This is a genomic window from Micromonospora sp. CPCC 205739 (assembly GCF_036906795.1).
Classification (GTDB): domain Bacteria; phylum Actinomycetota; class Actinomycetes; order Mycobacteriales; family Micromonosporaceae; genus Micromonospora.
The window spans coordinates 332,843-356,995 of the sequence record NZ_JBAKHS010000004.1 but is presented as its reverse complement, the minus strand read 5'-3'; the positions used below and the strand labels follow the sequence as shown (position 1 = coordinate 356,995).

The 24,153-nt window shown below is 71.4% G+C and carries 20 protein-coding genes; 6 read left to right on the top strand and 14 right to left on the bottom strand.

What is annotated here, in order from left to right; genetic code table 11:
* Nucleotides 1-164 precede the first annotated feature (164 nt).
* Genes V6U88_RS09860 through V6U88_RS09845 form a run of 4 tightly spaced genes read right to left on the bottom strand, consistent with a single transcriptional unit; the run spans nt 165 to nt 5,807 of the window.
* Nucleotides 165-545, bottom strand: coding sequence for a hypothetical protein (locus tag V6U88_RS09860; RefSeq protein ID WP_334451772.1), 381 nt, complete (start codon nt 543-545; stop codon nt 165-167).
* Between the two features lie 53 nt (nt 546-598).
* Nucleotides 599-5,020 (bottom strand): toxin glutamine deamidase domain-containing protein, encoded by a 4,422-nt coding sequence (locus V6U88_RS09855; RefSeq protein WP_334451771.1) that lies wholly within the window; start codon nt 5,018-5,020, stop codon nt 599-601.
* Between the two features lie 18 nt (nt 5,021-5,038).
* Nucleotides 5,039-5,383, bottom strand: coding sequence for a hypothetical protein (locus V6U88_RS09850; RefSeq protein ID WP_334451770.1), 345 nt, complete (start codon nt 5,381-5,383; stop codon nt 5,039-5,041).
* Nucleotides 5,376-5,807 carry a YbaB/EbfC family nucleoid-associated protein gene (locus tag V6U88_RS09845; RefSeq protein WP_334451769.1) on the bottom strand — a complete coding sequence of 144 codons (432 nt, stop codon included), beginning with the start codon at nt 5,805-5,807 and terminating at the stop codon, nt 5,376-5,378. Before V6U88_RS09845 ends, V6U88_RS09850 begins: the two co-directional genes overlap by 8 nt.
* Before the next feature lie 76 nt (nt 5,808-5,883).
* Between V6U88_RS09845 and V6U88_RS09840 the strand changes: the two genes are divergently transcribed.
* A complete protein-coding gene (locus tag V6U88_RS09840; RefSeq protein WP_334451767.1) occupies nt 5,884-7,107 on the top strand; it encodes an SUKH-3 domain-containing protein in 1,224 nt (407 codons plus the stop codon).
* Nucleotides 7,108-7,228: 121 nt separating this feature from the next.
* Here the strand turns inward: V6U88_RS09840 and V6U88_RS09835 are convergent, their stop codons facing one another.
* On the bottom strand, nt 7,229-8,668 hold the full coding sequence (locus tag V6U88_RS09835; RefSeq protein ID WP_334451766.1) for an aldehyde dehydrogenase family protein: 1,440 nt from the start codon (nt 8,666-8,668) through the stop codon (nt 7,229-7,231).
* A gap of 141 nt (nt 8,669-8,809) precedes the next feature.
* Between V6U88_RS09835 and V6U88_RS09830 the strand changes: the two genes are divergently transcribed.
* Complete coding sequence (locus V6U88_RS09830; RefSeq protein ID WP_334451765.1) at nt 8,810-10,246, top strand: gamma-aminobutyraldehyde dehydrogenase; 1,437 nt, start codon at nt 8,810-8,812, stop codon at nt 10,244-10,246.
* A 3-nt stretch (nt 10,247-10,249) separates the two neighbouring features.
* On the top strand, nt 10,250-11,521 hold the full coding sequence (gene gabT, locus V6U88_RS09825) for a 4-aminobutyrate--2-oxoglutarate transaminase (protein WP_334451764.1): 1,272 nt from the start codon (nt 10,250-10,252) through the stop codon (nt 11,519-11,521).
* A 120-nt stretch (nt 11,522-11,641) separates the two neighbouring features.
* Here the strand turns inward: gabT and V6U88_RS09820 are convergent, their stop codons facing one another.
* Together V6U88_RS09820 and V6U88_RS09815 are read right to left on the bottom strand one after the other, a co-directional pair.
* Nucleotides 11,642-12,322: a hypothetical protein gene (locus V6U88_RS09820; RefSeq protein ID WP_334451763.1), complete on the bottom strand. Its 681-nt coding sequence runs from the start codon at nt 12,320-12,322 to the stop codon at nt 11,642-11,644.
* Between the two features lie 145 nt (nt 12,323-12,467).
* Entirely contained in the window at nt 12,468-12,686 is a 219-nt protein-coding gene (locus V6U88_RS09815) for a hypothetical protein (protein WP_334451761.1), read from the bottom strand.
* 140 nt (nt 12,687-12,826) lie between these two features.
* On the opposite strand from V6U88_RS09815, the gene V6U88_RS09810 reads away from it, so the two are divergent.
* From V6U88_RS09810 to V6U88_RS09800, 3 genes are read left to right on the top strand one after another with little or no spacing between them, the layout of a single operon-like run.
* The gene (locus V6U88_RS09810) at nt 12,827-14,113 is read left to right on the top strand and encodes a GAF domain-containing protein (protein ID WP_334451760.1); all 1,287 of its coding nucleotides are present in this window, start codon (nt 12,827-12,829) and stop codon (nt 14,111-14,113) included.
* Nucleotides 14,114-14,151: 38 nt separating this feature from the next.
* A complete protein-coding gene (gene adh / locus V6U88_RS09805) occupies nt 14,152-15,657 on the top strand; it encodes an aldehyde dehydrogenase (RefSeq protein WP_334451758.1) in 1,506 nt (501 codons plus the stop codon).
* Nucleotides 15,657-16,004: a DUF779 domain-containing protein gene (locus V6U88_RS09800; protein WP_334451757.1), complete on the top strand. Its 348-nt coding sequence runs from the start codon at nt 15,657-15,659 to the stop codon at nt 16,002-16,004. Before adh ends, V6U88_RS09800 begins: the two co-directional genes overlap by 1 nt.
* A 238-nt stretch (nt 16,005-16,242) precedes the next feature.
* Here the strand turns inward: V6U88_RS09800 and speB are convergent, their stop codons facing one another.
* From speB to V6U88_RS09765, 7 genes are read right to left on the bottom strand one after another with little or no spacing between them, the layout of a single operon-like run.
* Nucleotides 16,243-17,256 carry an agmatinase gene (gene speB, locus V6U88_RS09795; RefSeq protein WP_334451756.1) on the bottom strand — a complete coding sequence of 338 codons (1,014 nt, stop codon included), beginning with the start codon at nt 17,254-17,256 and terminating at the stop codon, nt 16,243-16,245.
* The gene (locus V6U88_RS09790) at nt 17,253-18,455 is read right to left on the bottom strand and encodes a saccharopine dehydrogenase family protein (RefSeq protein ID WP_334451755.1); all 1,203 of its coding nucleotides are present in this window, start codon (nt 18,453-18,455) and stop codon (nt 17,253-17,255) included. The genes speB and V6U88_RS09790 overlap by 4 nt, the downstream gene beginning before the upstream one ends.
* Nucleotides 18,455-19,876 (bottom strand): NAD(P)/FAD-dependent oxidoreductase, encoded by a 1,422-nt coding sequence (locus tag V6U88_RS09785; protein WP_334451753.1) that lies wholly within the window; start codon nt 19,874-19,876, stop codon nt 18,455-18,457. The genes V6U88_RS09790 and V6U88_RS09785 overlap by 1 nt, the downstream gene beginning before the upstream one ends.
* The gene (locus V6U88_RS09780; RefSeq protein WP_334451751.1) at nt 19,873-20,715 is read right to left on the bottom strand and encodes an ABC transporter permease; all 843 of its coding nucleotides are present in this window, start codon (nt 20,713-20,715) and stop codon (nt 19,873-19,875) included. Before V6U88_RS09780 ends, V6U88_RS09785 begins: the two co-directional genes overlap by 4 nt.
* Nucleotides 20,716-21,630 (bottom strand): ABC transporter permease, encoded by a 915-nt coding sequence (locus V6U88_RS09775; protein WP_334451749.1) that lies wholly within the window; start codon nt 21,628-21,630, stop codon nt 20,716-20,718.
* The gene (locus V6U88_RS09770; protein WP_334451921.1) at nt 21,627-22,778 is read right to left on the bottom strand and encodes an ABC transporter ATP-binding protein; all 1,152 of its coding nucleotides are present in this window, start codon (nt 22,776-22,778) and stop codon (nt 21,627-21,629) included. Before V6U88_RS09770 ends, V6U88_RS09775 begins: the two co-directional genes overlap by 4 nt.
* A 5-nt stretch (nt 22,779-22,783) precedes the next feature.
* A complete protein-coding gene (locus V6U88_RS09765; RefSeq protein ID WP_334451747.1) occupies nt 22,784-23,968 on the bottom strand; it encodes a polyamine ABC transporter substrate-binding protein in 1,185 nt (394 codons plus the stop codon).
* Nucleotides 23,969-24,153 lie beyond the last annotated feature (185 nt).

Genomic DNA, 24,153 nt, shown 5'->3' with positions numbered 1-24,153 from the left:
GGAGCGGGGGTCCTCCTCGGGCTTGAGGAACAGGTTCGATCAGCCGAAGGATCGGGTGGGGAGGGTGGTGGGGGTGTCGACGTGAGGGTTCGTCATGTCGCGACCCTGACCCACGTGGGCGCGGGTGGCAAGAGAGTTCCATGGCTTCCATACATGCCGCCTGCCTAACTGTCGGCAAGCAGAGGATCGGCACCGGCCTCCCCCGCGCGCTGGAGATTTTCTTCGAACATGACGAAGGTCTTCCGATGGATACCGCGGATCAGGGCAATCTCCTCCGGAGTCGGATACCTGCGCTCTTGGGCCAGCGTGTCGGTAATGGCACTGACCGTTTCATAGAGCGCGAAAACCGGGCCACTTCCGCTGAGGTAACGCCCCCTCTCGCGCTCCGTCAATTCTATGAATTCGCTGCGGGTCAGAGTCTCCACATCATCGCCGCCTACCAACAGAATCTTGTCGATCAGCCTGTCCGCCGACTGCCAGCCACCGGTCTCTCTGACCAACTTCCAGACGACCATGTCACCGTCAGCGGTACCAACGATCTTCACCGGCGTGCCGTAGTAACTGAAGAACGCCGGGAGCTCAAGACCCTCTGCTCGCCTCACTGCCGCTCACTTTCGCTTGCGCCACTGTCCAGCGCCGCCCAGAAGGCCGCCCGCTCTCTGCGAAGCAAACCGTCCATGATCCTAACCTCTACTGCTGTCAGCTCGCGGCCCTCAGATTCGGCAATCGCCTCCAGGTCACGTCGCACCTCGTAAAGAGGATGCTCCCACACAGCGACCTCGTCCATCGCGGCAAGGTGCAGGCGCAGTTCCGCGATATGGCCGTTCGACATCCGCAAGTTGAGCAACACGTCGCGATAGCCGCTGGTGAGCGGCTTGACGAACCGATCCTTGATGCTGAGCACCACGACGTCTTCCCGCTGACCCAAAGCAGCGAGTGCTACATAAATGTCGTCCAAGTGATCAAATTGAACCTTTGCGGCGGCCAGATCCTTCAACTCGGCAGCATCATTATCGTATTCAATGAGCTTGTCCAGAACGCGGCGATAGCCCTTTGGTTTTAACCGCCATCCTGGGCGCCCACGCACAGCCGCCAACGACAGGGCCAATTGGTTCAACTCGCGCTGCGCCACCTCGGCAGCCTGGTAGAGGCTCCTCAGGTATGCCAGCCGATATTCTTCCTCATGCCTCCTCGAGACATCGAAGTTGGACTGGTATACCGCCTGCTTACGGGCACTGAAAGCTTCTGAAATCTGCCGCTGCTCGGTGGTCAGTGGTGTCGTATCCGCGGACGACCGGCTGTTAGCGCCAGGTATCGGCCTCATCGAGGAAACGTCGTCGAGCACTGATCCCAGGACCTCGATCGCCTGTTGATGAGCCGCAAGGTGGTGCAGCGTCAGCGGGCGGGCCGTCAGCGAGTGCGCGAGCTCCGGCGTCGTCAGGATCATCCGGGCCAGGTCGGGTCGCTGCGTCAACTGTCTGACCAGCGTCTCGGCGAGCAGCGGCTCACCGTACGGGGGCGTCTGCCACGTCTCGTCGAGCATGCGGGCAACTCGCGGATCGGCGAGCAACCGCGCCACGTCGTGGGCCGCCCCCTCGTCGAGGTGCGGGGCGAGCCGCCGGAGCGTGGGACCGTCGAGCTGGGCGGCCACTTCGGCAGGGGTGACACCCGCTTCGAACACCGCGTCGAGATCGGCGCTCGCCGCGACGACCTCACGAGCCGACGCCCCGGCAGCCTGCCGCTCTCCGTACGCCAGTTGACGTGCGCGCCGCAGCTCATCCGCTTCGTCGAGCGGCTCAGCCGCCTCCGGCGGGAGGTGGGGCACCGCAGGTGGCACCCCGTCCATCGCTGGACCGCTTCCCGAGGTAGCGGCGCCCGGGCCGTCGAGCAGGTGGAGGCGGTTCAGGTACGGGTCGCCGTACCCGGCCTCCTCGTCCGGCGTCGACGGGTAGTCGGGCAGGTCCGGAAGGACGCTGAACCGGCCCCGAGCCAGCCCGCCCAGCGGCATCGGTCGGCCGTCCCCGCCGAGCACGAGTGCGTCGATGCTGATGACGTTGTCAGGGTCGGCGACACCCTCGTGTCGGTAGAGGGGCTGGTCGTGGATCGCGCCGCTCTGCGGGTCGACGTAGAGGATGGTGCCGTTCTGGTTGAGGGCAACCCAGGCGTGCGAACCGCCGTTCTCCCACTCGGTGATGAGGAACGCGTAACTGCCGTGGCCGCCGATCTTCAGCTGGACGTGCAGGTTCTCGAAGCCACGGTCGACCGCGCTGCGCAGGGACGAGCTATCCGTCCCCTGCTCCCGACGGCCCACCAGCTTCTGGAAACGCCCGCCGGTGACCTGCTCCACCCGCTCCGGGCCGTTCTTCTCCCCCAGGATCGGGCGTCGGATGTCGCCTGCGGCGTAGCCGTCGAAGGTACGCGGCGCGGAGACCCGCGGCCGGCCGTGTACCCAGGTTTCGAAGAGCGACAGGGTGCAGTCGAGGCAGTTGATGCCGCGAGTGGGGTCGGCCTGCGGCCCGCCGTCGTTGGCGAGCGCGAACCACCCGCCCTGCCGGGGATCGGCGGTACGAACGACGCTGCCGTCCGGATTGCGGGGCATCTGCCGTTCGAGGTCGGTCTGGTGCAACGCCAGCGGCGGGCGCAGCCCACCCCACTGCCCGTACCGGCGGGATCGGTCGATCGGGGGCGGGTCGTCGTCGGTGCCGGTCAGCGCCGACCGGTCGCTGGTCTCGACCGCGCCGAGGGCGAGATCGGCGACGTCGTCGTTGATCCGCTGGAAGTCGGCCGCGTTGTCGATGAGGACCTCGGTCGGCACGACCTTCCCGGCCAGGATGTCCGCAGCCAGATCCTGCTCTTCGAACGCGTCGCGCTGGTCCTGGTTCGCAAGCCGCTGGAACCAGTCCGCCATCTCGACGCGGCCCTCTTGCTGCAGCTCGATCGCCCGACGGGCGGACCGGCGTGCCCTTTCCTCGTGACTCCGAGCCACCTCCTTGCGACGGGTGGCGGCGTCGAAGCGCCGCTTGTCCTCGTACCAGGCTCGCTGGGACTCGAAGTAACCCTGGTAGCGGCGTCGCTCAAGGGCTTCCCGTTCGGCCGCCCATTTTGCGGCGTACCACTCGGGGCTCCTCGGACGCGGTGGCTCGCTGGTCGGTCCCGGTGGAGCCGGCGAGAGGTGCGACTCGGGAAATGGTGAGGTCGCGGGAGCTGGTGCCAGCGATTCCAGCGACGGGAATGAATTCGCCTTCGTCGGCGGGGTGGTGACGTCCCCGTCCTGCTTCGGTGTCCGGGGCTCCTGCCGAGGCGGCGGTTCGGCGCCCACCGGCGAGGACGGCTGCATCGGCGGCGGGGTGACGGCGGGAGGGCTGCTGTGCACGCCTGCCACCGGCGGCTGCGCCAACGCGGACACGGTCGCACGGGCCGGAGTGACGCTGGTCGCCGTGTTGCCGGCCGCGCCGGCGCCAGCCGACGTCGCGGTGGTCGGCGTCGGCTGAGCGACGGGCGTCATCGTGGTGGCGGAGGCAGTCACGGGGGCGGTCGCCACAGGAGCGGATGTCACGGGGGCAGATGTCGCCAGGCTGGCAGTCGTGGGTGAAGCGCTGGAGTGACCGGCGGTGGCAGGCACCTCCCCGACCTGTAGCGACGGCGGGCGTTCGGTGGTGACCGATGAAAGCGTGGGGCTGCCCGACGAGGAAGCTTGCTCCGCCTGGGTTGCCACGGTGCCGCCGACATCCACGCTGACGGCCGCTGACCCGCCCCGACCGGACGCCGGCCCTGCCTCCGTAGCCGGACCAGCTTCCCACCGGCTCGCCGCCACTGGCTCCCGGGCCGGCTGCGGTGCGGGCGGAGAGGAGTCCGCGGGGGCCGCACCCGTTGCGGTGCCGCCAGACAGCGTCGACGGCCCCGCCTCTCGCGGCGATCCGTCGCGGGGCGAGGGAAGGCCGTCGCCCCCGGTCACCGGCGGTGGTGCGACGGGCAAGTCCACAGGCGGCAGCGGTGCGGCGAGCGAACTCAACTGTCCGTCGATGCGGGCGCGCACCGCCGCGTCGACCTGACCGGTCGCCGAACCGGTGGCGCCGGAGACGGCCGCCCGCGCAGCCTCCTCCAGCGACATGACGCCCTGGCCGGTGGCGAGGCCTGCCGCGCCCTCGGCGAGGGTTTCGCCGGTCATCTCCCGGCCGAAGTGTTCGGCGATCCGCGCGCCGCGACCCTGGGCGTGCCGGCCCAGCCCCGCCAGCGGCGCCACCGCGCCGCCGGCGAACCCGCCGACCGCCGACGCGCCGAGGTCGGCCAGGTCCAGGCCGTGGCGACGGCCAGTGGAGTTCTGGTACGCCTGCGTGGCGAGGCTGATCCCGGACTCCTCCGCCGCCTCCTCCAGCCCGCCCTTGACGGCGCGCCTGCCCAGCCCGCGCATGCCGTCCCGGGTGACCTCCTTGGCGGCCCGCTCCCCGGCCTCCTTGAAGCCCCGCTTGAGTTCCTTCTTGGCGAGTTGGGCGAGCAGCCGCTTGAAGATCTGCTGGACCACCAGGCGGCTGGCAGCGGTGGCCGCCCCGACCGCGGGTGACGCGGCGCCGGCGGTCAGCACGCTCGCCACGGCGATGGCCAGCAGCTCGACGACGAGGATGCCCAGTTCGATCCAGACCTCGAGCTTGGCGCCCTCGATGTCGCAGCCGCACTCCTCGACCAGGCGACCGAGGTCGCTGCTGACCGCGAGCAGGACGGGCAGGGGCGCCTCGTCACCCTCGGCCACCCGCCGCCAGGCGGTGTCGAACGCCTCGGCCACCAGGCCGATGCCGCCGTACCCGCTGCGTACGTCGGTCGCGGCGGCGATCGCGTCGTCGCGCGGGCCGGCGAGGGCCGCCGCGACGGCGTACCACTGGTCGGCGAGGTCCCAGACGGCGCGCTCGTCGCCCTCCGGCCACTCCACCCCGATGACCCAGTCGAGGGCCTCGTAGACCCAGCCCGGCAGATCCCATGGGCTGTAGTCGAGCGGGTGCGGGATCGGGCTCGGCAGCAGGCTCACGAGTTGGTCCTCCGCGGGTCAGCGCCGGTAGCCGTGGTGGCCGGACACGCCGTCGAGTCGCTGCCCGCTCGCGGTGTCGGTTTGCACCGTGGCCTCGACGGAGGCCACGACGTCGGCACCCAGCCCCGCCACCGCCCGCCCGACCCCCTCCCAGGCGCGCAGCAGCGTCTCCTCGTAGCCGCGGTAGCTCTTCTCGAACGCGGCGCCGATGTCGTCACGGCCCCAGGGACGCTGCGCGCTCGCCGCCGCGATCGCACCCCCGACCTGCGCACGCCGGGTGCCGATGGCCTCGCCGGCGAGGTGCAGGTCGGCGCCGCCACGGCGGGCCCGGTCCGGATCGAGCCAGAGCTGCCCCTCAGCCACGCCGTTCTCTTTCGCCCTGGAGCGCCGTGTCGGCGCGGCCGAGCAGCGCGCCGAAGTCACCGCTGCGGAGGAAGTCCGCCGACCCCGACCCCGCCGGCAGGTAGCCGGCCACCAGGTCCTGGGTGGCGGCCGCAGCGGCGGCCGTGGCCCGATGGACCGTCGTGGTGATCTTCCGGCTCAACGCCTTCGCGTCCCGGTCGTGGAAGACGGAGGGACTGAGTTGCACGTCGATCAGCTCACCCCGGGCGCCCACGGTGGCGGTCACCTGGCCGTCGTCGGAGCGTTCCGTGATCCGCAGCTCGGCCAGTTTGGTCTGCAGTTCGTCCAAACCGGACCGGAGCCGCCGGTACTGCCCGTACACCTCGTCGAACCGTGCCCGGAGGGCGCGATTGGCTTCCCGGTCAACGCTTTCAGCCAACGCCACCCTCCCCCGGTCACGTTCAGTCAGGCGAACCATACCGGGTGCCACGGAGTCGTGGGGGTCCGGTAGTTTTCAGCCTGTGATCGATCGCCAGCAGGCCGAGCAGCTCGCCACGGTGTGGGCCCGCCGCGACTCACAGCGCCTCGGCTACGAGTGCCGTCCGCGGATCGACGAGTTCGACCTGGGGTACGTCATCCGGTCGGTCGTGGCCCCGGACGTCGACGCCGTGCCGGGCGACCTGCCCACCACGGTCGTCGATAAGGAGACCGGCGAGGTCTCCACCTGGCCACGGGTGCCGGTCGCGGCGGTCGAGCAGATGTACCGCCGCAGCCGCCCCGCCGGCAGCCCGGCCCCCCGCACGGTCGACCCGGCGAGCCAACTGCTCCGTGAGATCCGGCGGCTGCCCACACCCGCCACGGTCGCCCACCTGACCGTCGAGGGCCGCACGTACATCGGTCACGGGGCCAAGGGCGACATCGAGTTGCACCACCACCCGCTGGTCCGCGCGTACCTGGACGAACTGCCCGCCGGGCACCTGGTCCGCGGCGGCGACCGGCACGCCGAGCTGATCGTCGTCTCCGACGTCCTCCACGAGTACGACCACCGCCGCGCCGCCGCCGGTCAGGCCCCGCTGACCATGCGGGAGGCGGAGTTGCTTCTCTTCGAATCCCCGTTCGAGCTCTTCCGCATTCGGGAACCGGGAGACCCGTCCGCCGGACCGGCGGAACGGGCATGCGACTCCTGCCTGAACTTCCTTGTGCACTTCGCGGTGATCGGATGGTCGGATCTGGCGTACACCCGGGAGATGCGGCCGGAGCCGCGGACCTCACCGGAGCCGGGCCGGTTTCCCCCTGAAGTGGCCAGTGCGCTGGTCGACGGCGGCTGGCGGCCGGGACGCGGAGACGAAGACATCGCCCGCATCGCGATTCTGGAGACACACGAGCGATCCAGCGGTCATCCGCAATTTCCCGCTGCCCAGGAAGCGCTCGCGAAGTTTCCGGGCCTGACGTGCGGCCGTCGAGGCCCGGGACGCGACGTGTGGATCTCCTGGTTCAGCATCGACCCGCTCCATGCGGCGCACACCGCTGACACCCTCGCCGACTTCGGGGCCGTCCTCGGCGTACGACTCTTCCCGATCGGCTCCGAACGGCAGGACAGCATCCTCGCCGTGGACGAGCGCGGCCGGATCTTCGCTCTGGACCAGGCCGGCGAGTGGTTCCTCGGCGACGACATCGACGCCGCGCTCACCACGCTCCTGCTCGGCCGGGCCCCGGCCCGGGTCCACGACGACGGCACATGGTGAGTGGCGGGTCGTATGCCCGATGAGCGATATACCTCAGAGGCATAAATATGCCTGAGAGGCATACCGCTCAACCTGATGACCGCTCCCGGCGGGGACACGCCCGGCCGACGCCGGACGGCGGCTAGAGCGCCACCCCGGTCAGCACCATCACCCGCGGCTCGGTGTAGTCCTCCATCGCACTGCGCAGCCCCTCGCGCCCCACGCCACTCCCCTTGACGCCCCCGTAAGGCATCTGGTCGGCCCGGTACGACGGCACGTCCCCGACGATCACCCCACCGACCTCCAGCACCCGCGCCGCCTCGAACGCCACGTCCAGCCGGTGAGTGAACACCCCAGCCTGCAACCCGTACGCCGAGTCGTTGACGGCGGCGAACGCGGCGCGGTCGTCGGTGACGCGCGCGACCACCAGGACCGGCCCGAAGACCTCCTCGGTGCAGACCTTCGCGTCGGCGGGCACCCCGGAGAGGACGGTGGGCGGGTAGGTGGCGCCGTCGCGCCGGCCGCCCACCTCGATGGTGGCCCCGGCAACGACCGCCTCGTCCACCCACGCCTCCACCCGCTGCGCCGCCTCCACGGAGACCAGCGGCCCGACGTCCGTCAAGCCGGAGGCAGGGTCGCCGACCCGCAGCTCCTGCACCGACGCGATCAGCCGGGGCAGGAAGCCGTCGTACAGCCACTCGTGCACGAAGACCCGCTGCACGGCGATGCACGACTGCCCGGCCTGGTAGTTGGAGAACGTGGCGATCCGGTGCGCCGCGAAGGTCAGGTCCTCGTCGGCGGCCCAGTCCTCGCAGATCACCGCCGCCGCGTTGCCGCCCAGCTCCAGGGTGACGTGCTTCTCCGGCACGGAGCGGCGGATCTCCGCGCCGACCGGGCCGGAGCCGGTGAACGACACCACCGGCAGCCTCGGGTCGGCGACCAGCTCGGCGGCGCGCTCGTTGGGCAGCGGCAGTACCGAGAACATTCCCTCGGGCAGCTCGGTCTCGGCCAGGATCTCCCCCAGCAGCAGCGCCGACAGCGGCGTCGCCGGGGCCGGCTTCACGATGATCGGCGCGCCCACCGCGATCGCCGGGGCGACCTTGTGCGCCACCAGGTTCAGTGGGAAGTTGAACGGGGCGATCCCCAGCACCGGGCCACGCGGCACCCGCCGTACCAGGGCGATCCGCCCCGTCGCCGCCAGGTCGGTGTCCAGGCGCTGCAACTCGCCGGAGAAGCGCCGCGCCTCCTCCGCCGCCCAGCGGAACGTCGACACCGCCCGCCCCACCTCGGCCCGCGCCCACTTGATCGGCTTGCCGTTCTCGGCGGTGATCAGCGCCGCGACCTCCTCGGCCCGCTCCGCCAGCCGCCGGGACACGTGGTCCAGGGCCGCCGCCCGCGCGTGCGCGGGCAGGGCCGCGGCCTGCGCCGCCACGCCGGCCGCCGCCGCGACGGCGGCCTCGACCTGGTCGGCCGTGGCGAGCGTGGTACGCCCCACCGTCCGGCCGTCGTACGGGTGGGTGACGGTCAGCTCGCCCTCGCCGTGGACGGGGCGACCGGCGACATAGAAGGCTCTCGGCTCCACGTCGGCAGCGTAGACGACGACCGGCCGCACGGAAACAGTCGCCACAGGCCTTGTCTGCCGCGAATTCAGTAGCGAAGATGGCAACGAGATTGCGATTACCTCCGCGACCAGACTCCCGGCCACCCCTGGAGAGACATCCTCATGAGCGACCAGCAGCAGCTGCGCAACTTCGTCAACGGCGAGTACGTCGACCCGGTGGACGGCGGGTACGCCGACCTGATCGACCCGTGCACCGGTGAGGTCTTCGCCCAGGCCCCCGTCTCCGGTGCGGCGGACGTGGACGCGGCGATGAAGGCCGCCGCCACCGCCTTCGAGAGCTGGCGGGACACCACCCCGGGCGAGCGGCAGAAGGCGATGCTCAAGCTCGCCGACGCCGTGGAGGCCCGCGCGGCCGAGCTGGTCGACGCGGAGGTGCGCAACACCGGCAAGCCGCGCCAGCTCACCGCCGACGAGGAGCTGCCCCCGGCGGTGGACCAGTTCCGTTTCTTCGCCGGTGCCGCCCGCCTGCTCGAAGGCCGCTCGGCCGGCGAGTACATGGCCGGGCACACCTCGTACGTGCGGCGCGAGCCGATCGGCGTCTGCGCGCAGGTGACGCCCTGGAACTACCCGCTGATGATGGCGGTCTGGAAGATCGCCCCGGCGCTGGCGGCCGGCAACACGGTGGTGCTCAAGCCGTCCGACACCACGCCGGTGTCGACGCTGCTGCTGGCCGAGATCGCGTCGGAGTTCTTCCCGCCGGGCGTGTTCAACGTGGTCTGCGGCGACCGGGACACCGGTCGTACCCTCGTCTCGCACCCCACCCCGCAGCTGGTGTCGATCACCGGCTCGACCCGCGCGGGCATGGAGGTCGCCTCCGCCGCCGCGCCCGACCTGAAGCGGACCCACCTGGAGTTGGGCGGCAAGGCCCCGGTGGTGCTCTTCGACGACGCGGACGTCGCGGCGGCGGCCGAGGCGATCGCGGTCGGCGGCTACTTCAACGCCGGCCAGGACTGCACCGCCGCCACCCGGGTGCTCGCCGGCCCCCGCGTGTACGACGACTTCGTCGCGGCGCTGGCCGAGCAGGCCCGCAACACGAAGACCGGCGCGCCGGACGACGCCGACGTGCTCTACGGGCCGCTGAACAACGCCAACCAGCTCGCCCGGGTCAGCGGTTTCGTCGACCGGCTGCCCGAGCACGCCAGCGTGGAGACCGGCGGCTCGCGGCTCGGCGAGCGCGGCTACTTCTACGCCCCGACCGTGGTCTCCGGGCTGCGCCAGGCCGACGAGATCATCCAGGACGAGGTGTTCGGCCCGGTCATCACCGTGCAGCGCTTCTCCGACGAGGACGAGGCGGTGCGCTGGGCCAACGGCGTCGACTACGGCCTCTCCGCCTCCGTCTGGACGCGCGACCACGGCCGGGCGATGCGGATGACCCGCCGCCTCGACTTCGGCTGCGTCTGGGTGAACACCCACATCCCGTTCGTCTCCGAGATGCCGCACGGCGGCTTCAAGCACTCCGGGCACGGCAAGGACCTGTCGGTCTACAGCCTGGAGGACTACACCCGGATCAAGCACGTCATGCACAACATCGAGGGCTGACCCATGACGTCGTCGGAGGAACTGCACAAGCGGCGCGGCGCGGCCGTGGCCCGGGGCGTCGGCAGCACCATCTCGTCCTACGTCGACCACGCGGGCGGCGGCACCATCACCGACGTCGAGGGCCGGCAGTGGATCGACTTCGCGGCCGGCATCGCCGTGGCCAACGTGGGCAACTCCGCCCCCCGGGTCGTCGAGGCGGTGAAGGCGCAGGTCGAACGCTTCACCCACACCTGCTTCATGGTCGCGCCGTACGAGTCGTACGTGGCGGTCTGCGAGCAGCTCAACGCGCTGACGCCGGGGAGCTTCGAGAAGCGTTCGGCGCTGTTCAACTCCGGCGCCGAGGCGGTGGAGAACGCCGTGAAGATCGCCCGGCACGCGACCGGGCGGCCGGCGGTGGTGGTCTTCGACCACGCGTACCACGGCCGGACCAACCTGACCATGGCGCTGACCGCGAAGAACATGCCGTACAAGCACCGGTTCGGGCCGTTCGCCGGGGAGATCTACCGGGTGCCGATGTCGTACCCGCTGCGCGACGGGGGTCTCTCCGGGGCCGAGGCGGCGGCGCGGGCGATCGAAATGGTGGAGAAGCAGGTCGGCGCGGAGAACGTGGCCGCGCTGCTGATCGAGCCGATCCAGGGCGAGGGCGGTTTCGTCGTACCGGCGGAGGGGTTCCTGCCGGCGCTGCGCGAGTGGGCGACGGCGGCCGGGGTGGTCTTCGTCGCCGACGAGATCCAGACCGGGTTCTGCCGGACGGGGCAGTGGTTCGCCTGCGACCACGAGGACGTCGTGCCGGACCTGATCACCCTGGCCAAGGGCATCGCCGGTGGGCTGCCGCTGGCGGCGGTGACCGGCCGGGCGGAGCTGATGGACGCGGTGCACGTCGGTGGCCTCGGCGGCACGTACGGCGGCAACCCGATCGCCTGCGCGGCGGCGCTGGCCAGCATCGAGACCATGCGGGAGCTGGACCTGGCCTGCGCGGCGCAGCGGATCGAGACGGTGATGGCCGCGCGGCTGCGCACCATCGCCGAGCGTGATCCGCGCATCGCCGAGGTACGCGGCCGGGGCGCGATGCTCGCGGTGGAGCTGGTGCAGCCCGGCACCCTCACCCCCGACCCGGCCGCGGCAGCGGTGGTCTCGGCGGCGTGCCACGCCGCCGGCCTGCTCACCCTGACCTGCGGCACGTACGGCAACGTGCTGCGCTTCCTGCCGCCGCTGGTCATCTCCGACGACGAGCTTGCCCGCGGCCTGGACATCCTGGACGCCGCCTTCCGCTGAGCCACCGCAACCCGCGCAGCGCGCACCGCCCCGCTTGGTGGAACACCATGGGTGTCACAGACCTCTCGTGACACCCATGGTGTTCCACTCATGCAGGACCGAACGCGTGTAAGACGGCGGTCAGCGGAGCAGTTCGACCGTGTTGCGGCGGACCAGGTTCTTGCCAGGCTCCCGGATCGCGTCCATCGCGGCGGCGTTGAGCAGCACGCAACTGCCCGACGGGCCGGTCACCGTCACCGTCACCACCTTGTTGTTGTCCAGGTTGGTCACCCGCAGCCGGGTACCGACCGGGAACTGGCCGCTGGTCGCGGCGGGCGCCCCGCCCTCGGCGGAGAAGGTGATCGCACCGGCGCAGACGCTCGCCGCGGGCGCACCACCCGGCCGCGCCGGGGGCTGCGCGCTGCCCGGCCGGGTCTGACCGCCCGGCTGGGTCGCTCCCCCGGGCTGCGCGGCGGCACCGTCCAGGCGCTCCACCAGGTTGCGGCGGATCACGTTCTTGCCCGGTTCCCGGACCAGCTCCATCGCGGCGGCGTTGAGCAGCACGCAACTACCGGACGGGCCGGTCACCGTCACCGTCGCGGCCTTGTTGTTGTCCAGGTTGGTCACCCGCAGCCTGGTGCCCGCCGGGAACCGGTCGCTGGTCGCGGCCGGGGCCCCGCCCTCGGCCGAGAACGTCACCGAGCCCTGGCAGGCGCTCTGCCGGGCGGGGGTGGTGTCGGCGAAGCCGAACCCGGTCCCGACCGACACCACCGCCGTGGCGACCACCGCCACCCCCGCCGCCAACACGTGCTTGCGCTGCACCTCGTGCCTCCCGTCGTCCGGTGATCTCCGTACGTCGCCTGGTACGGCCTGGGAGCGCTGCGCGGTTCAGCGGTTCCGGCAGGAAGGTTTACCGAAAGACGATCCGTGACTGGGAGATCACATAGCGGCGTGGTCCGGCAGGCTGTCAGATGTCGTTGTGCCAACCGCGGCGGATCTCGCCCGCCGGGCGCGGCTCGCCCTTGGCGATCACCCGCCAGAAGCGGTCCGGTTCGGCGTGGTCGCGCAGCGACAGCTCCACGCCGACGCGGACCCGGCGGTCGTCGCGCACCCAGGCCACCAGGTGGCGGTCGCCGCTGACCAGCTGGAGCTGCACCATCATCCGTTCCCGCGTCCCGACCATCACGACCGCCCCTTCTCCACTCACGACGCCGCGCCCTGCCGGCGACGACCGAGGCACCAGGATGAGGGGCGTCGATCGACCGCGGCAACCGGTATTGGCGATCAGGCGTGGGCTGCGTCACGATGGGCGCGAGGAGGTCGCCGATGGCTGACCCGTGGCTCGCCCTGGAATTCGGTGCCGATCCGGCCGAGCGGATCGCGCAGGTCGGCGCCGCCCACGAGGCGTTCCTCACCGCCGGGGACCTGCCGCCCCGGGTCCGCGACGTGGTCGCCGACTCCTGGCGGCGGTCGGCCGACGCGCTGCTCGACCCGGAGGCCACCGCCCCGGTCGACCTGACCGACGACGCGCTGGCGAGCTACCGCGCCGGCCACCCCCTCGCCCGGGTGCTGCCGCTCTTCCGCGACCTGCTCGGTGGCATCGCCGACGACGGCGCGCACCTGATGGCGGTCTGCGACGCGTACGGGCGGCTGCTCTGGGTGGAGGGGCATCCGGGGGTGCTCCGGCGCGCCGAGCGGATGAACTTCGTGCCCGGCGCCCGTTGGGACGAGGCGCACGCCGGCACCAACGCCCCCGGCACCGCCCTCGCCGTCGACCACAGCGTGCAGATCTTCGCCACCGAGCACTTCGTCCGCCCGGTGCAGCGCTGGACCTGCGCCGCCGCGCCCATCCACGACCCCACCGGCCGGCTGCTCGGCGCGGTCGACATCACCGGCGGCGACCACCTCGCCACCCCGCAGAGCCTCGCCCTGGTCCGGGCCACCGCGCGGGCCGCCGAGGCGTTCCTGGCCAGCGCCGCCCCGGTCGAACCCGACGTCATCTCGGTGGCCGCGCTCGGCCGGGACGAGGCCGAGGTACGCGTCGGCGGGCGGCGCATCCGGCTCGGCCGCCGGCACAGCGAAGTGCTCGTGCTGCTGCTCGATCATCCCGAGGGGCGCACCGGCGAACAGCTCGGCCTCGACCTCTACGGCGACGACCGGCTGCACCCGGTCACCCTGCGCGCCGAGCTGTCCCGGCTGCGCCGGGCGCTCGGCCCGGAACTGCTCGACTCCCGCCCCTACCGGCTGCGCGGCACCGTGCGCGCCGACTTCCGTACCGTCGGGGAGCTGCTGGAGCGCGGGGACGCGGCGGGCGCGCTGCAGGCGTACCCGGGGCCGTTGCTGCCCGGCTCGGACGCGCCGGGAGTGGCCCGGCTGCGCCGGCTGGTCGACGGGCAGCTGCGCGCGGCCGTGCTGGCCGCCGGCGACGCGGCGCTGCTCGCGGCCTGGACCGCGACGCCCGCCGGCGCCGACGACCTCACCGCCTGGCAGGCCCTGGCGCGGGCGTTGCCGCCGGGCGCGCCGCGCCGGCCACTCGCCCTGGCCCGCATCGGCCAGCTCTCCTCGGAGTACGACCTTCAGCGCGCAACGTTGCTGCAACGTCGGCGGACCTAGCCTCCCGCCATCCACCCCTTGCGATGGCGGAGGTACCCATGACGCGCTACGACGCCCCCACCCACTGGCAGTCCCGCTACGACCACTTCATCGGCGGCGAGTACGTCCGGCCGCACGGCGGGCGGTACTTCGAGAACCCGAGCCCGGTGACCGGGCAGACCTTCTGCGAGGTGGCCCGGGGCACCGCCGAGGACGTCGAGAAGGCGCTCGACGCGGCGCACGGCGCCGCCGACGCCTGGGGACGCACCTCGGTCGCCGAGCGGTCGCTGATCCTCAACCGGATCGCCGACCGGATGCAGGAGAACCTGGAATCCCTCGCGGTCGCCGAGACCTGGGAGAACGGCAAGCCGGTACGGGAGAGCCTGGCCGCCGACATCCCGCTGGCGATCGACCACTTCCGGTACTTCGCCGGGGCGATCCGGGCCCAGGAGGGCACCCTCGGCGAGATCGACGACGACACCGTGGCGTACCACTTCCACGAGCCGCTCGGCGTGGTCGGGCAGATCATCCCGTGGAACTTCCCGCTGCTGATGGCGACCTGGAAGCTCGCGCCGGCCCTCGCCGCCGGGAACGCGGTGGTGCTCAAGCCGGCCGAGCAGACCCCGGCGTCGATCCACTACTGGCTCTCGCTGGTCGCCGACCTGCTCCCGCCCGGCGTGCTGAACATCGTCAACGGCTTCGGCGTCGAGGCGGGCAAGCCGCTGGCGTCCTCGCCCCGGGTGGCGAAGGTGGCGTTCACCGGCGAGACCACCACCGGCCGGCTGATCATGCAGTACGCCAGCGAGAACATCAGGCCCGTCACGCTGGAGCTGGGCGGCAAGAGCCCGAACATCTTCTTCGACGATGTCAGCGCCGCCCACGACGACTTCCACGACAAGGCGCTGGAAGGCTTCACCATGTTCGCCCTCAACCAGGGCGAGGTCTGCACCTGCCCGTCCCGGGCGCTGATCCAGCAGGGCCACTACTCGGACTTCCTCGCCGCGGCGGTGGAGCGGACCAACCGGATCGTGCAGGGCCATCCGCTCGACACCGACACGATGGTCGGCGCGCAGGCCTCCAACGACCAGCTGGAGAAGATCCTGTCCTACCTGGACATCGGCCGGCAGGAGGGCGCGAAGGTGCTCACCGGCGGCTCGCGGGCGGACCTCGGCGGCGAGCTCTCCGGCGGCTACTACGTCCAGCCGACGATCTTCGAGGGCGACAACTCGATGCGCATCTTCCAGGAGGAGATCTTCGGCCCGGTGGTCTCGGTGACCTCCTTCGCCGACCTGGACGACGCCGTCAAGATCGCCAACGACACTTTGTACGGCCTCGGCGCGGGCGTCTGGACCCGGGACATGAACACCGCGTACCGGGCGGGGCGCTCGATCCAGGCCGGGCGGGTCTGGACGAACTGCTACCACGCGTACCCGGCGCACGCGGCGTTCGGCGGGTACAAGCAGTCCGGCATCGGGCGGGAGAACCACAAGATGATGCTGGAGCACTACCAGCAGACCAAGAACCTGCTGGTCAGCTACTCCACCAAGAAGCTCGGCTTCTTCTGATGGCCGACACCGTGACCGTGACCCCCGCGGCGGCCGAGGTGATCCGGTCGCTGCGGGAGCGGCACGGGCCGCTGATGTTCCACCAGTCCGGCGGCTGCTGCGACGGCAGCGCCCCGATGTGCTACCCGGCCGGCGAGTTCCGCACCGGGTCGTCGGACGTCCGGCTGGCGTCGCTGCAGGTGGACGGCGTGCCCGAGCCGGTGGAGTTCTGGATGTCGGTCGCCCAGTGGGAGTTGTGGAAGCACACCCGGCTGACGGTCGACGTGGTGCCGGGGCGGGGCAGCGGGTTCTCGTTGGAGGCCCCGGACGGGGTCCGCTTCCTCATCCGTTCCCGGCTGGCGGGCTGACGGCGCGGCGGCGAGTCGCGCGACTCGCCGCCGGTGGCCGTGCGATCGCCTCGGGCGCGTTGGCCCGCCTGCGCTGGAGGCAGGCACCGGTGCGGGCGTGATACCTCTGAGGCATCAAAATGCCTCAGAGGTATCACCGCCGCACGTGAGTCCGGCGGATCGACCCTTGTCAGGTCCGAAGTGCGAGCACCACGACAACCCGGGGAGATCCAATGCCCCGAACCGGTGCAGGTGCCGGTCAGCGGCCGTCCAGCAGCGGCTGGTTCGGGTCCCACGGTGACCCGCCGGCCGCGTCCCGCCGCCGCCGGGCGATGGCCGACAACGCCTCCAGGACCACCCGGTTGCCCAGGTACGCGGTGATGTCGGCGTGGTCGTACGGCGGGGCGACCTCGACCACGTCCACCCCGACCACGGGCAGCTCGTAACAGATCCGGCGGACCGCGTCGAGCAGCTGCCGCGAGGTCAGCCCGCCCGGTTCCGGCGTGCCGGTGCCCGGTGCCATGCCCGGGTCGACCACGTCCACGTCGACGGAGAGGAAGACCCCCTCGCACTCGTCGGTGGCGATTTCGAACGCCTCCGTCAGGCAGGTGTCGAGTCCACGGGACACCAGCTCGGTCATCTCGTACGAGCGCATCCGCTGCTCGGCCATCCAGGACAGGATGTCCGGCCCGGGCCAGTAGCCGCGCAGGCCGATCTGGAGGAAGCGGTCGCCGCGTACCGCGCCGGACTCGATGAGCCGGCGCATCGGCTGGCCGTGCCCGTGCAGCGAGCCGAACTCGATCTCGCCCGTGTCGGCGTGCGCGTCGAAGTGCACCAGCGACACCCGGCCGTATCCGAGGTGCCGGGCCACCCCGGTGGCGTCGGGCAGCGCGATGGAGTGGTCCCCGCCGAGCACCACCGGGATCGCGCCCGTCGAGGAGACCGCGTAGACGGCCGCCTCCAGGGCGGACAGCGACTTCTCGATGTCGCCGGAGAACATCTCCACGTCGCCGGCGTCGTAGACCCGCAGGTCGCGCAGCGCGTCGACGCGCAGCGCCAGGGACGGGCGGGAGCCGTCGTGGGCGAGGTAGCAGGCCTGGCGGATCGCGGACGGCCCGAACCGGGTGCCGGGCCGGTGCGAGGTGCCCCCGTCGAAGGGCGCTCCGACGATCACCACGTCGGCGTCGGCGAAGGAGGCCGGCTCGTCGAGGGTGCACCGGTCGACCCCGAGGAAGGTGATGTCGGGTCCGTACATGGCTCCGTAGCGGCTCATCGCTCCTCCATCCCCCACGGCGATCCGTAGCTGGTGAGCAGGTCGAGGAAGGGTACCGGCGGCAGCGCCTCCGGGCCGAGCACCCCGGCGCCGGACCAGGCGCCGGTGGCGAGCAGTTCCAGCGCCACCACCGGGTTGACCGCGGTCTGCCAGACGACGGCCTGGTGGCCGTACTCGCGCATCGACCACTCGTTGTCAACCACGTGGTAGAGGTAGACCTTGCGCGGCGCGCCGTCCTTGCCGCGGCCGGTCACGAAGGTCCCGGCGCAGGTCTTGCCGCGCATCTTCCCGCCCAGGGTCGCCGGGTCGGGCAGGCAGGCCGCGACCACGTCGCGCGGCGACACCTCGACGCCGCGCACCTTGACCGGAGCGGTGGAGTCGAGGCCGAGCTTGCGCAGCGTCTTCAGCACCTCGATGAACTCGTCGCCGAGGCCGTACTTGAAGGTGACCCGTTTCGCCTTGACCCAGCGCGGGATGAGCAGCACCTCCTCGTGCTCGACGTTGACGCACTCGACCGGGCCGATCCCCTCCGGGAAGTCGAAGACCTCCGGCTCGCTGAACGGCTCGGTGGTGAACCAGCCCCGGTCGGCCTCCCAGACCACCGGCGGGTTGAGGCACTCCTCGATGGTGGTCCAGATGGAGAACGACGGTGCGAAGTCGTAGCCGTCGACGGTGAGGTTCGCCCCGTCGCGGACGCCGATCTCGTCGATCTCGTCGAACAGCTCGTCGGCGGCGTACCGGGCGAAGATGTCGGACAGGCCGGGCTCGATGCCGATGCCGCAGAGCGCGAGGCGGCCGGCGGCTTCCCACCGGTCGGCGACGGCGAACTGGTCGTCGCCGAGCTTCACCCCGGTCTCCGCATAGGGGCGGGACGGGTGCGGGTGCGACAGCGACATGGCCATGTCGAGGTAGTCGGCCCCGGCGGCGAAGGCCCCGTCGAAGATCGGCATGACGAAGCGCGGGTCGACCGCGTTGAGCACATGCGTGATCCGGTGTTCCCGGCAGAGCGCGGCGACCGCGTCGGCGGCGGAGGCGTCGACCTTGGCGGCGACGAAGCGGTCACCGTGCCCGGCCACGGCACGCTCGGCCCGGCCGAGGTCGTAGTCGGCGACGACCATGGTCTCGAAGAAGGAACGGCGGGCGGCGATGGCGACCGCGGCGGAGCCGACGCCACCGGCGCCGACGAGCAGGATGCGCATCAGGAATCAAACCCCAAACCAAGACGATCGAGAGTACGGAGCCAGAGGTTGCGCCGGCCCTCGCGCGCGTCGGCGCGGGCGAGCGACCAGCGGGTGAGGTTGATGCCGGCGGCCCGGACGGGCTCCGGCGGGAACGGCAGCGGGGTGCTGCGGACCAGGTCGAGCCGGGTCAGCGGGGTCTCCTCGCCGCTCAGCAGGTCGAGCATCACCCGCGTGCCGAACCGGGTGGCCCCCACCCCCAGTCCGGTGTAGCCGGCCGCGTACGCCAGCCGACCGTCGTACGCGGTGCCGAAGAACGGGCAGAACCGGGTGCAGGTGTCGATCACGCCGCCCCAGCGGTGGCTGAAGCGCAACCCGGCCAGCTGCGGGAAGGTGGTGAAGAAGTGCTCGGCGAGGGCGGTGAAGGTGGCCGGGCGCTGCTCCAGCTCCGGGGCGACCCGGTTGCCGTAGTGGTAGACCGCGTCGTAGCCGCCGAAGAGGATCCGCCCGTCGGCGGTGATCCGGTAGTAGTGGAACTGGTTGCCGGTGTCGGCCAGCCCCTGCCGGTTGCGCCAGCCGATCGCGTCCCGCTGGGCCGGGGTCAGCGGCTCGGTCATCAGCGCGTAGTCGTAGACCGGCACGAGCCAGGCGCGCAGCCGGCGCAGCAGCGGCGGGAAGGCGTTGGTGGCGAGCACCACCTGCCGGGCCCGCACCGCCCCGGGCGCCGCGTCCGGCCCGCCGGCCGTCGCCGCCCGCAGCGCGGCGCCGTCGCGGCGCAGGCCGGTCACCCGGGTGTGCTCGTGGATCCGCACCCCCTCGTCGAGGCAGGCCCGGCGCAGGCCCCAGGCCAGCTTCGCCGGGTCCAGCATGGCCACCCGGTCGGCGTCCCACATCCCACCGAGGTACGTCGGCGAGTGCACCTCGGCGCGAACCTCGTCGCGGTCGAGCAGCCGCACGTCGTGGCCGTACCGGCGGGCCAGCTCGGCGTCCTCGGCGAGCCCGGCGAGCTGGTACGGCTCGACCGCCACGGCCAGCTCGCCGGTGCGCTCGAAGTCGCAGTCGATCCCGTACGCCTCGACCGTCGCCTCGATCGCGGCCAGGTTCTCCCGACCGAGCCGCTCCAACTCGTCGATCTCGCCGGGGAAGCGGTCCACGCCGTTGGCCAGCCCGTGGGTCAGCGAGGCGGCGCAGAACCCGCCGTTGCGCCCGGACGCCGCCCAGCCGCAGGTGCCCGCCTCGACCAGCAGCACGTCGCGCCCGGGATCGTCCCGCTTGGCGAGCAGCGCCGCCCACAGGCCGCTGTAGCCGCCGCCGACGACCAGCAGGTCGGCGGTGTGCGTACCGTGCAGCGGCGGCAGCGGGTCGGGCCGTTCCGGGCGGTCGAGCCAGTAGGGCACGGGCGCCGCCTCGGCGAGCGCCCGGCCGGTATGCGGAAGGATCATGACGGGCTCTTCGCCCGCCGGCCGGCCGCCGGGGCGGCCGCGAGGTGGGCGCGCCGGGCCCGGCGTCCGCGCAGCGAACTGGCCCCGACCAGCAGCAGCGCGATCACGAACATCGCCGTGCCGATCACGTTGACCTGCGGCGGGATGCCCCGCTGGGCGGCGCCCCAGACGTACATCGGGAAGGTGACCGTGGTGCCGGCGTTGAAGTTCGTGATGATGAAGTCGTCGAAGCTGAGCGAGAAGGCGAGCAGCGCGGCGGCCACGATGCCGGGCAGCACCAGCGGCAGGGTGATCCGCCGGAAGGTCTGCCATTCGCTGGCGTAGAGGTCCATCGCGGCCTCCTCCAGCCGCCGGTCCATCCCGGCCAGCCGCGCCTTGACCGTCACCACCACGAACGACACGCAGAACATGACGTGCGCGATGACGATGGTCCAGAAGCCCTGCGGCACGCCCGCGGAGACGAAGAGGGCGAGCAACGAGGTGCCCATCACCAGCTCGGGGGTGGCCATCGGCAGGAAGATCAGCACGTTGATCCCGGTACGGCCCCGGAACCGGTGCCGGACCAGGGCGAACGCCATCAGGGTGCCGAGGACGGTGGCGACGACGGTGGCGATGAAGCCGATCTGCACGCTGCGCACCACCGCGTCGCACATCTCCGCCGTGGCGCAGGGCTGCCGCCAGTTGTCCAGGGTGAACTCGTGGAAGTCGTACGACAGCCGGCTGGACGGGCGGTTGAAGGAGAGCCCGGCCACCACCAGGATCGGCAGGGCGAGATAGCCGAGCACCAGCAGGGCCACGCCCATCACCCAGCGGTCGGCGAGCCAACGGGACAGCCTCATTTACACCACCTCGTCCGTGCCGGCCCGGCGCAGGTAGACGAAGACCACGGCCAGGATCGCCGCCATCAGCAGGAACGACAGCGCCGCGCCCTGCGGGTAGTCCAGCCGGACCAGGAACGCCGAGTCGATGACGTTGCCGATCATGTACTCGTTCGGGGTGCCGAGCAGTTCCGCGTTGATGTAGTCGCCGGTCGCCGGGATGAAGAAGAGCAGCGTGCCGGCGATCAGGCCGGGCATCGACACCGGCAGGGTGACCCGGCGGAACGCCTGCACCGGGCTGGCGTACAGGTCGCTCGCCGCCTCCAGCAGCCGGTAGTCCAGCCGCTCCAGGCTCGCGTACAGCGGCAACACCAAAAACGGCAGGAAGTTGTACGTCAGGCCGAGGACCACCGCGACCGGGGTGGCGAGCAGCCGGCCGTCGGGGGCGAGCAGGTGCACGTCGCGCAGCAGCCCGACCAGGGCGCCGTTGTCCGACAGGATGGTCTTCCAGGCCAGGGTGCGCACCAGGAAGCTGGTGAACATCGGGGCGACCACGCAGACCAGCAGCAGGTTCTTCCACCGGCCGGCCTTCTGCGCGATCGCGTACGCCAGCGGGTAGCCCATCAGCAGGGCCAGCACCAGCGCGATCCCGGCGTAGCCGAAGGAGCGGGCGAACTGCGGCCAGTACGCCTGCAACGCGTCGGGGTAGTTGCCGAACGCCCAGGTCAGCGCGTACCCGGTGGAGAGCGAGCCGCTAGGGTCGTAGAGGCTGGCCGCGGCGAGTTGCAGCAGCGGCACGCCGAAGAAGACGAACAGCCAGGCCGCGCCGGGCAGCAGCAGCAGGTACGGCAGCAGCCGGTGGCGCCCCCGCCGGGGCGGTGGCGGCGCGCCGGCCGCCTGCCCCGACGGGGTCGGTACGTGGGCCAGGGCACTCATGAGGCCGCACCCACCGGTTCGTCGAGCAGCGGGGCGGTGCTGTCGTCCTGGCCCGGCTCGCGGGGCAGCAGGAAGGCGTGCCGGGGGTCCCAGTGCGCGACCACCGGGGCACCCACCGGCAACTGGCCGCCGGCACCGCTGTTCGCGGCGAACGCGGAGATCTCGCTCCCCCAGCCGGTCCGGACCAGGTACTGGGTGCTGACCCCCACGTAGGAGGCGTCGGTGACCACACCCTCGACGTGCTGGTGGCCGCCGGGCACCTGGTCGGCGGAGCCGACCAGGTGCAGCTTCTCCGGGCGGACCCCCAGGTAGACCGCGCCCCGGTCGGCGCGGGCGCGGTCGGCGGGCACCGAGAAGCGGGCCCCGTGGGCGGTGACCGGCACGTCCGCGCCGGCGGTGCCCGCGGCCTCGGCGGCCAGCAGGTTGGACTGGCCGAGGAAGTTCGCCACGAAGGCGGTGGCCGGGTACTCGTAGATGTCGGCCGGGGCGCCCAACTGCTCGATCCGGCCGGCGTTCATCACCGCGACGGTGTCGGCCATGGTCATGGCCTCCTCCTGGTCGTGGGTGACGTGCACGAAGGTGATCCCGACCTCGGTCTGGATCCGCTTCAGCTCGATCTGCATCTGCCGGCGCAGCTTCAGGTCGAGCGCGCCGAGCGGCTCGTCGAGCAGCAGCACCTGCGGCCGGTTGATCAGCGCGCGGGCCAGGGCGACGCGCTGCTGCTGCCCGCCGGAGAGCTGCGCCGGGCGGCGGCTGCCGTAGTCGTCGAGCTGCACCAGCGACAGCATCCGCATGACCTCGTCGTCGACCGAGCGGATGCCGCGCCGGCGCAGCCCGAAGGCCACGTTCTCGAAGATGTTCAGGTGCGGGAAGAGCGCGTAGCTCTGGAACACGGTGTTCACCGGCCGCTTGTACGGCCGCAGCCGGGCGATGTCCCGGTCGCCGAGCAGCACCTGCCCGCTGGTCGGTTCCTCCAGGCCGGCGATCATCCGCAGCGTGGTGGTCTTGCCGCAGCCGGACGCCCCGAGCAGGGCGAAGAACGAGCCCTGCGGGATGGTCAGGCTGAGGTCGTCGACCGCGGTGAACACGCCGAACCGCTTGGTGAGGTTGGCCAGCCTCAGGTCGCCGGCCGGTGACTCGTGCCCCATCGTCCTCACGCCCCGATGACCTGCTGGAACTTCGACTCGTACTCCTTCTCCTGCTTCTCGTCCAGGGCCATGAACACCTTGGACTTCGACAGCAGGGCCTCGTCCGGGAAGATCAGCGGGTTGGCGGCCAGCTCCCGGTCGATCTTCTCCATCTCCGCCTGCGCGCCCTTGACCGGGCAGATGTAGTTCACGTAGGCGGCGAGCTGCGCGGCGACGGCCGGCTCGTAGTAGTAGTTGATCAGCGCTTCGGCGTTGCCCTTGTGGGTGGCCTTGTTCGGCACCATCATGTTGTCGCTGAAGAGCATCACGCCCGACTCGGGCGCGACGAACTTGATCTTCTCGTCCTCGCCGGTGAGCTGGATGACGTCGCCGGACCAGCCGATGCAGGCGGCGATGTCGCCCTTGGCCAGGTCCGGGGCGTAGTCGTTGCCGGTGAACTTGCGGATCTGCCCCGAGTCGACGGCCTTCTTGAGCTTGTTGAGCGCGTCGTCGAACTGGGCCCCCGTGAAGTTGGCCGGGTCGTGCCCGTTGGACTGCATCAGCAGGCCCATGGTGTCCCGCATCTCGCTCAGCGCGGTCACCTTGCCCTTGAGGTCGGGGCGGGTCAGCAGCTCGTCGACGGTGCGGAGCTCCTTGGTGACGTTGCCGTTGTAGGCCAGGCCGGCCAGGCCGGACTGCCACGGGACGGCGATCCGGTTCTCCGGGTCGAAGGACCGGTTGATCAGCGACGGCAGCAGGTTGGCCGCCACGTTCGGAATCTTCGCCGGGTCGAGCTTCTGGATCCAGCCGAGCCGGATCATCCGGGCGGCCATCCAGTCGGTGAGGACGATGATGTCCCGGTCGGTGCTCTGGCAGCTCGCGAGCTGGTTCTGCACCTTCCCGAAGAACTCGTTGTTGTCGTTGATGTCCTCGGTGTAGGTGACCTGGATGCCGGTCTTCTGCACGAACGCGTCGAGGGTGGGGCGCTTCGACTCGTTCTTCTCGTCGACGTCCATGTACTGCGGCCAGTTGGCGAAGGCCAGCTTCTTCTCCGTCGCGGAGAGGTCCTCGCTCTTGCAGCCCGCCTCGGTCTGGGTCGCGGCCTTGGTGCCGCAGCCGGCGAGCGCGCCGCCCGCGGCGAGCAGGGCGGCCGAGGAGAGGGTGCCGGTGAGCAGTCCACGCCGGGTGAGGGGCTTCAGGGGAGTTCGCATGTGACGACTCCTAGGGGGTCGTCCGTCGGCGGCGGGGACGGGGTGACGCGCCGGCGGGAGGGGTCAGGTGCCTGGGACGACTGATCCTGACATGAGGTGACCGACCCCACAAGGGATTCCGTTGCGGGATTAGCTATGGACGACGAAATACGCCACACTGCCCGTTGGCACTAGGCTCACCCGGG

Excerpts from the sequence above, each read along its gene's own strand:
- V6U88_RS09765 (WP_334451747.1), bottom strand. The coding sequence starts at position 23,968 with ATGCGAACTCCCCTGAAGCCCCTCACCCGGCGTGGACTGCTCACCGGC.
- speB (WP_334451756.1), bottom strand. The coding sequence starts at position 17,256 with ATGAGCCGCTACGGAGCCATGTACGGACCCGACATCACCTTCCTCGGG.
- V6U88_RS09830 (WP_334451765.1), top strand. The coding sequence starts at position 8,810 with ATGAGCGACCAGCAGCAGCTGCGCAACTTCGTCAACGGCGAGTACGTC.
- V6U88_RS09790 (WP_334451755.1), bottom strand. The coding sequence starts at position 18,455 with ATGCGCATCCTGCTCGTCGGCGCCGGTGGCGTCGGCTCCGCCGCGGTC.
- V6U88_RS09775 (WP_334451749.1), bottom strand. The coding sequence starts at position 21,630 with ATGAGTGCCCTGGCCCACGTACCGACCCCGTCGGGGCAGGCGGCCGGC.
- adh (WP_334451758.1), top strand. The coding sequence starts at position 14,152 with ATGACGCGCTACGACGCCCCCACCCACTGGCAGTCCCGCTACGACCAC.
- V6U88_RS09770 (WP_334451921.1), bottom strand. The coding sequence starts at position 22,778 with ATGGGGCACGAGTCACCGGCCGGCGACCTGAGGCTGGCCAACCTCACC.
- V6U88_RS09780 (WP_334451751.1), bottom strand. The coding sequence starts at position 20,715 with ATGAGGCTGTCCCGTTGGCTCGCCGACCGCTGGGTGATGGGCGTGGCC.
- V6U88_RS09810 (WP_334451760.1), top strand. The coding sequence starts at position 12,827 with ATGGCTGACCCGTGGCTCGCCCTGGAATTCGGTGCCGATCCGGCCGAG.
- V6U88_RS09785 (WP_334451753.1), bottom strand. The coding sequence starts at position 19,876 with ATGATCCTTCCGCATACCGGCCGGGCGCTCGCCGAGGCGGCGCCCGTG.
- gabT (WP_334451764.1), top strand. The coding sequence starts at position 10,250 with ATGACGTCGTCGGAGGAACTGCACAAGCGGCGCGGCGCGGCCGTGGCC.
- V6U88_RS09800 (WP_334451757.1), top strand. The coding sequence starts at position 15,657 with ATGGCCGACACCGTGACCGTGACCCCCGCGGCGGCCGAGGTGATCCGG.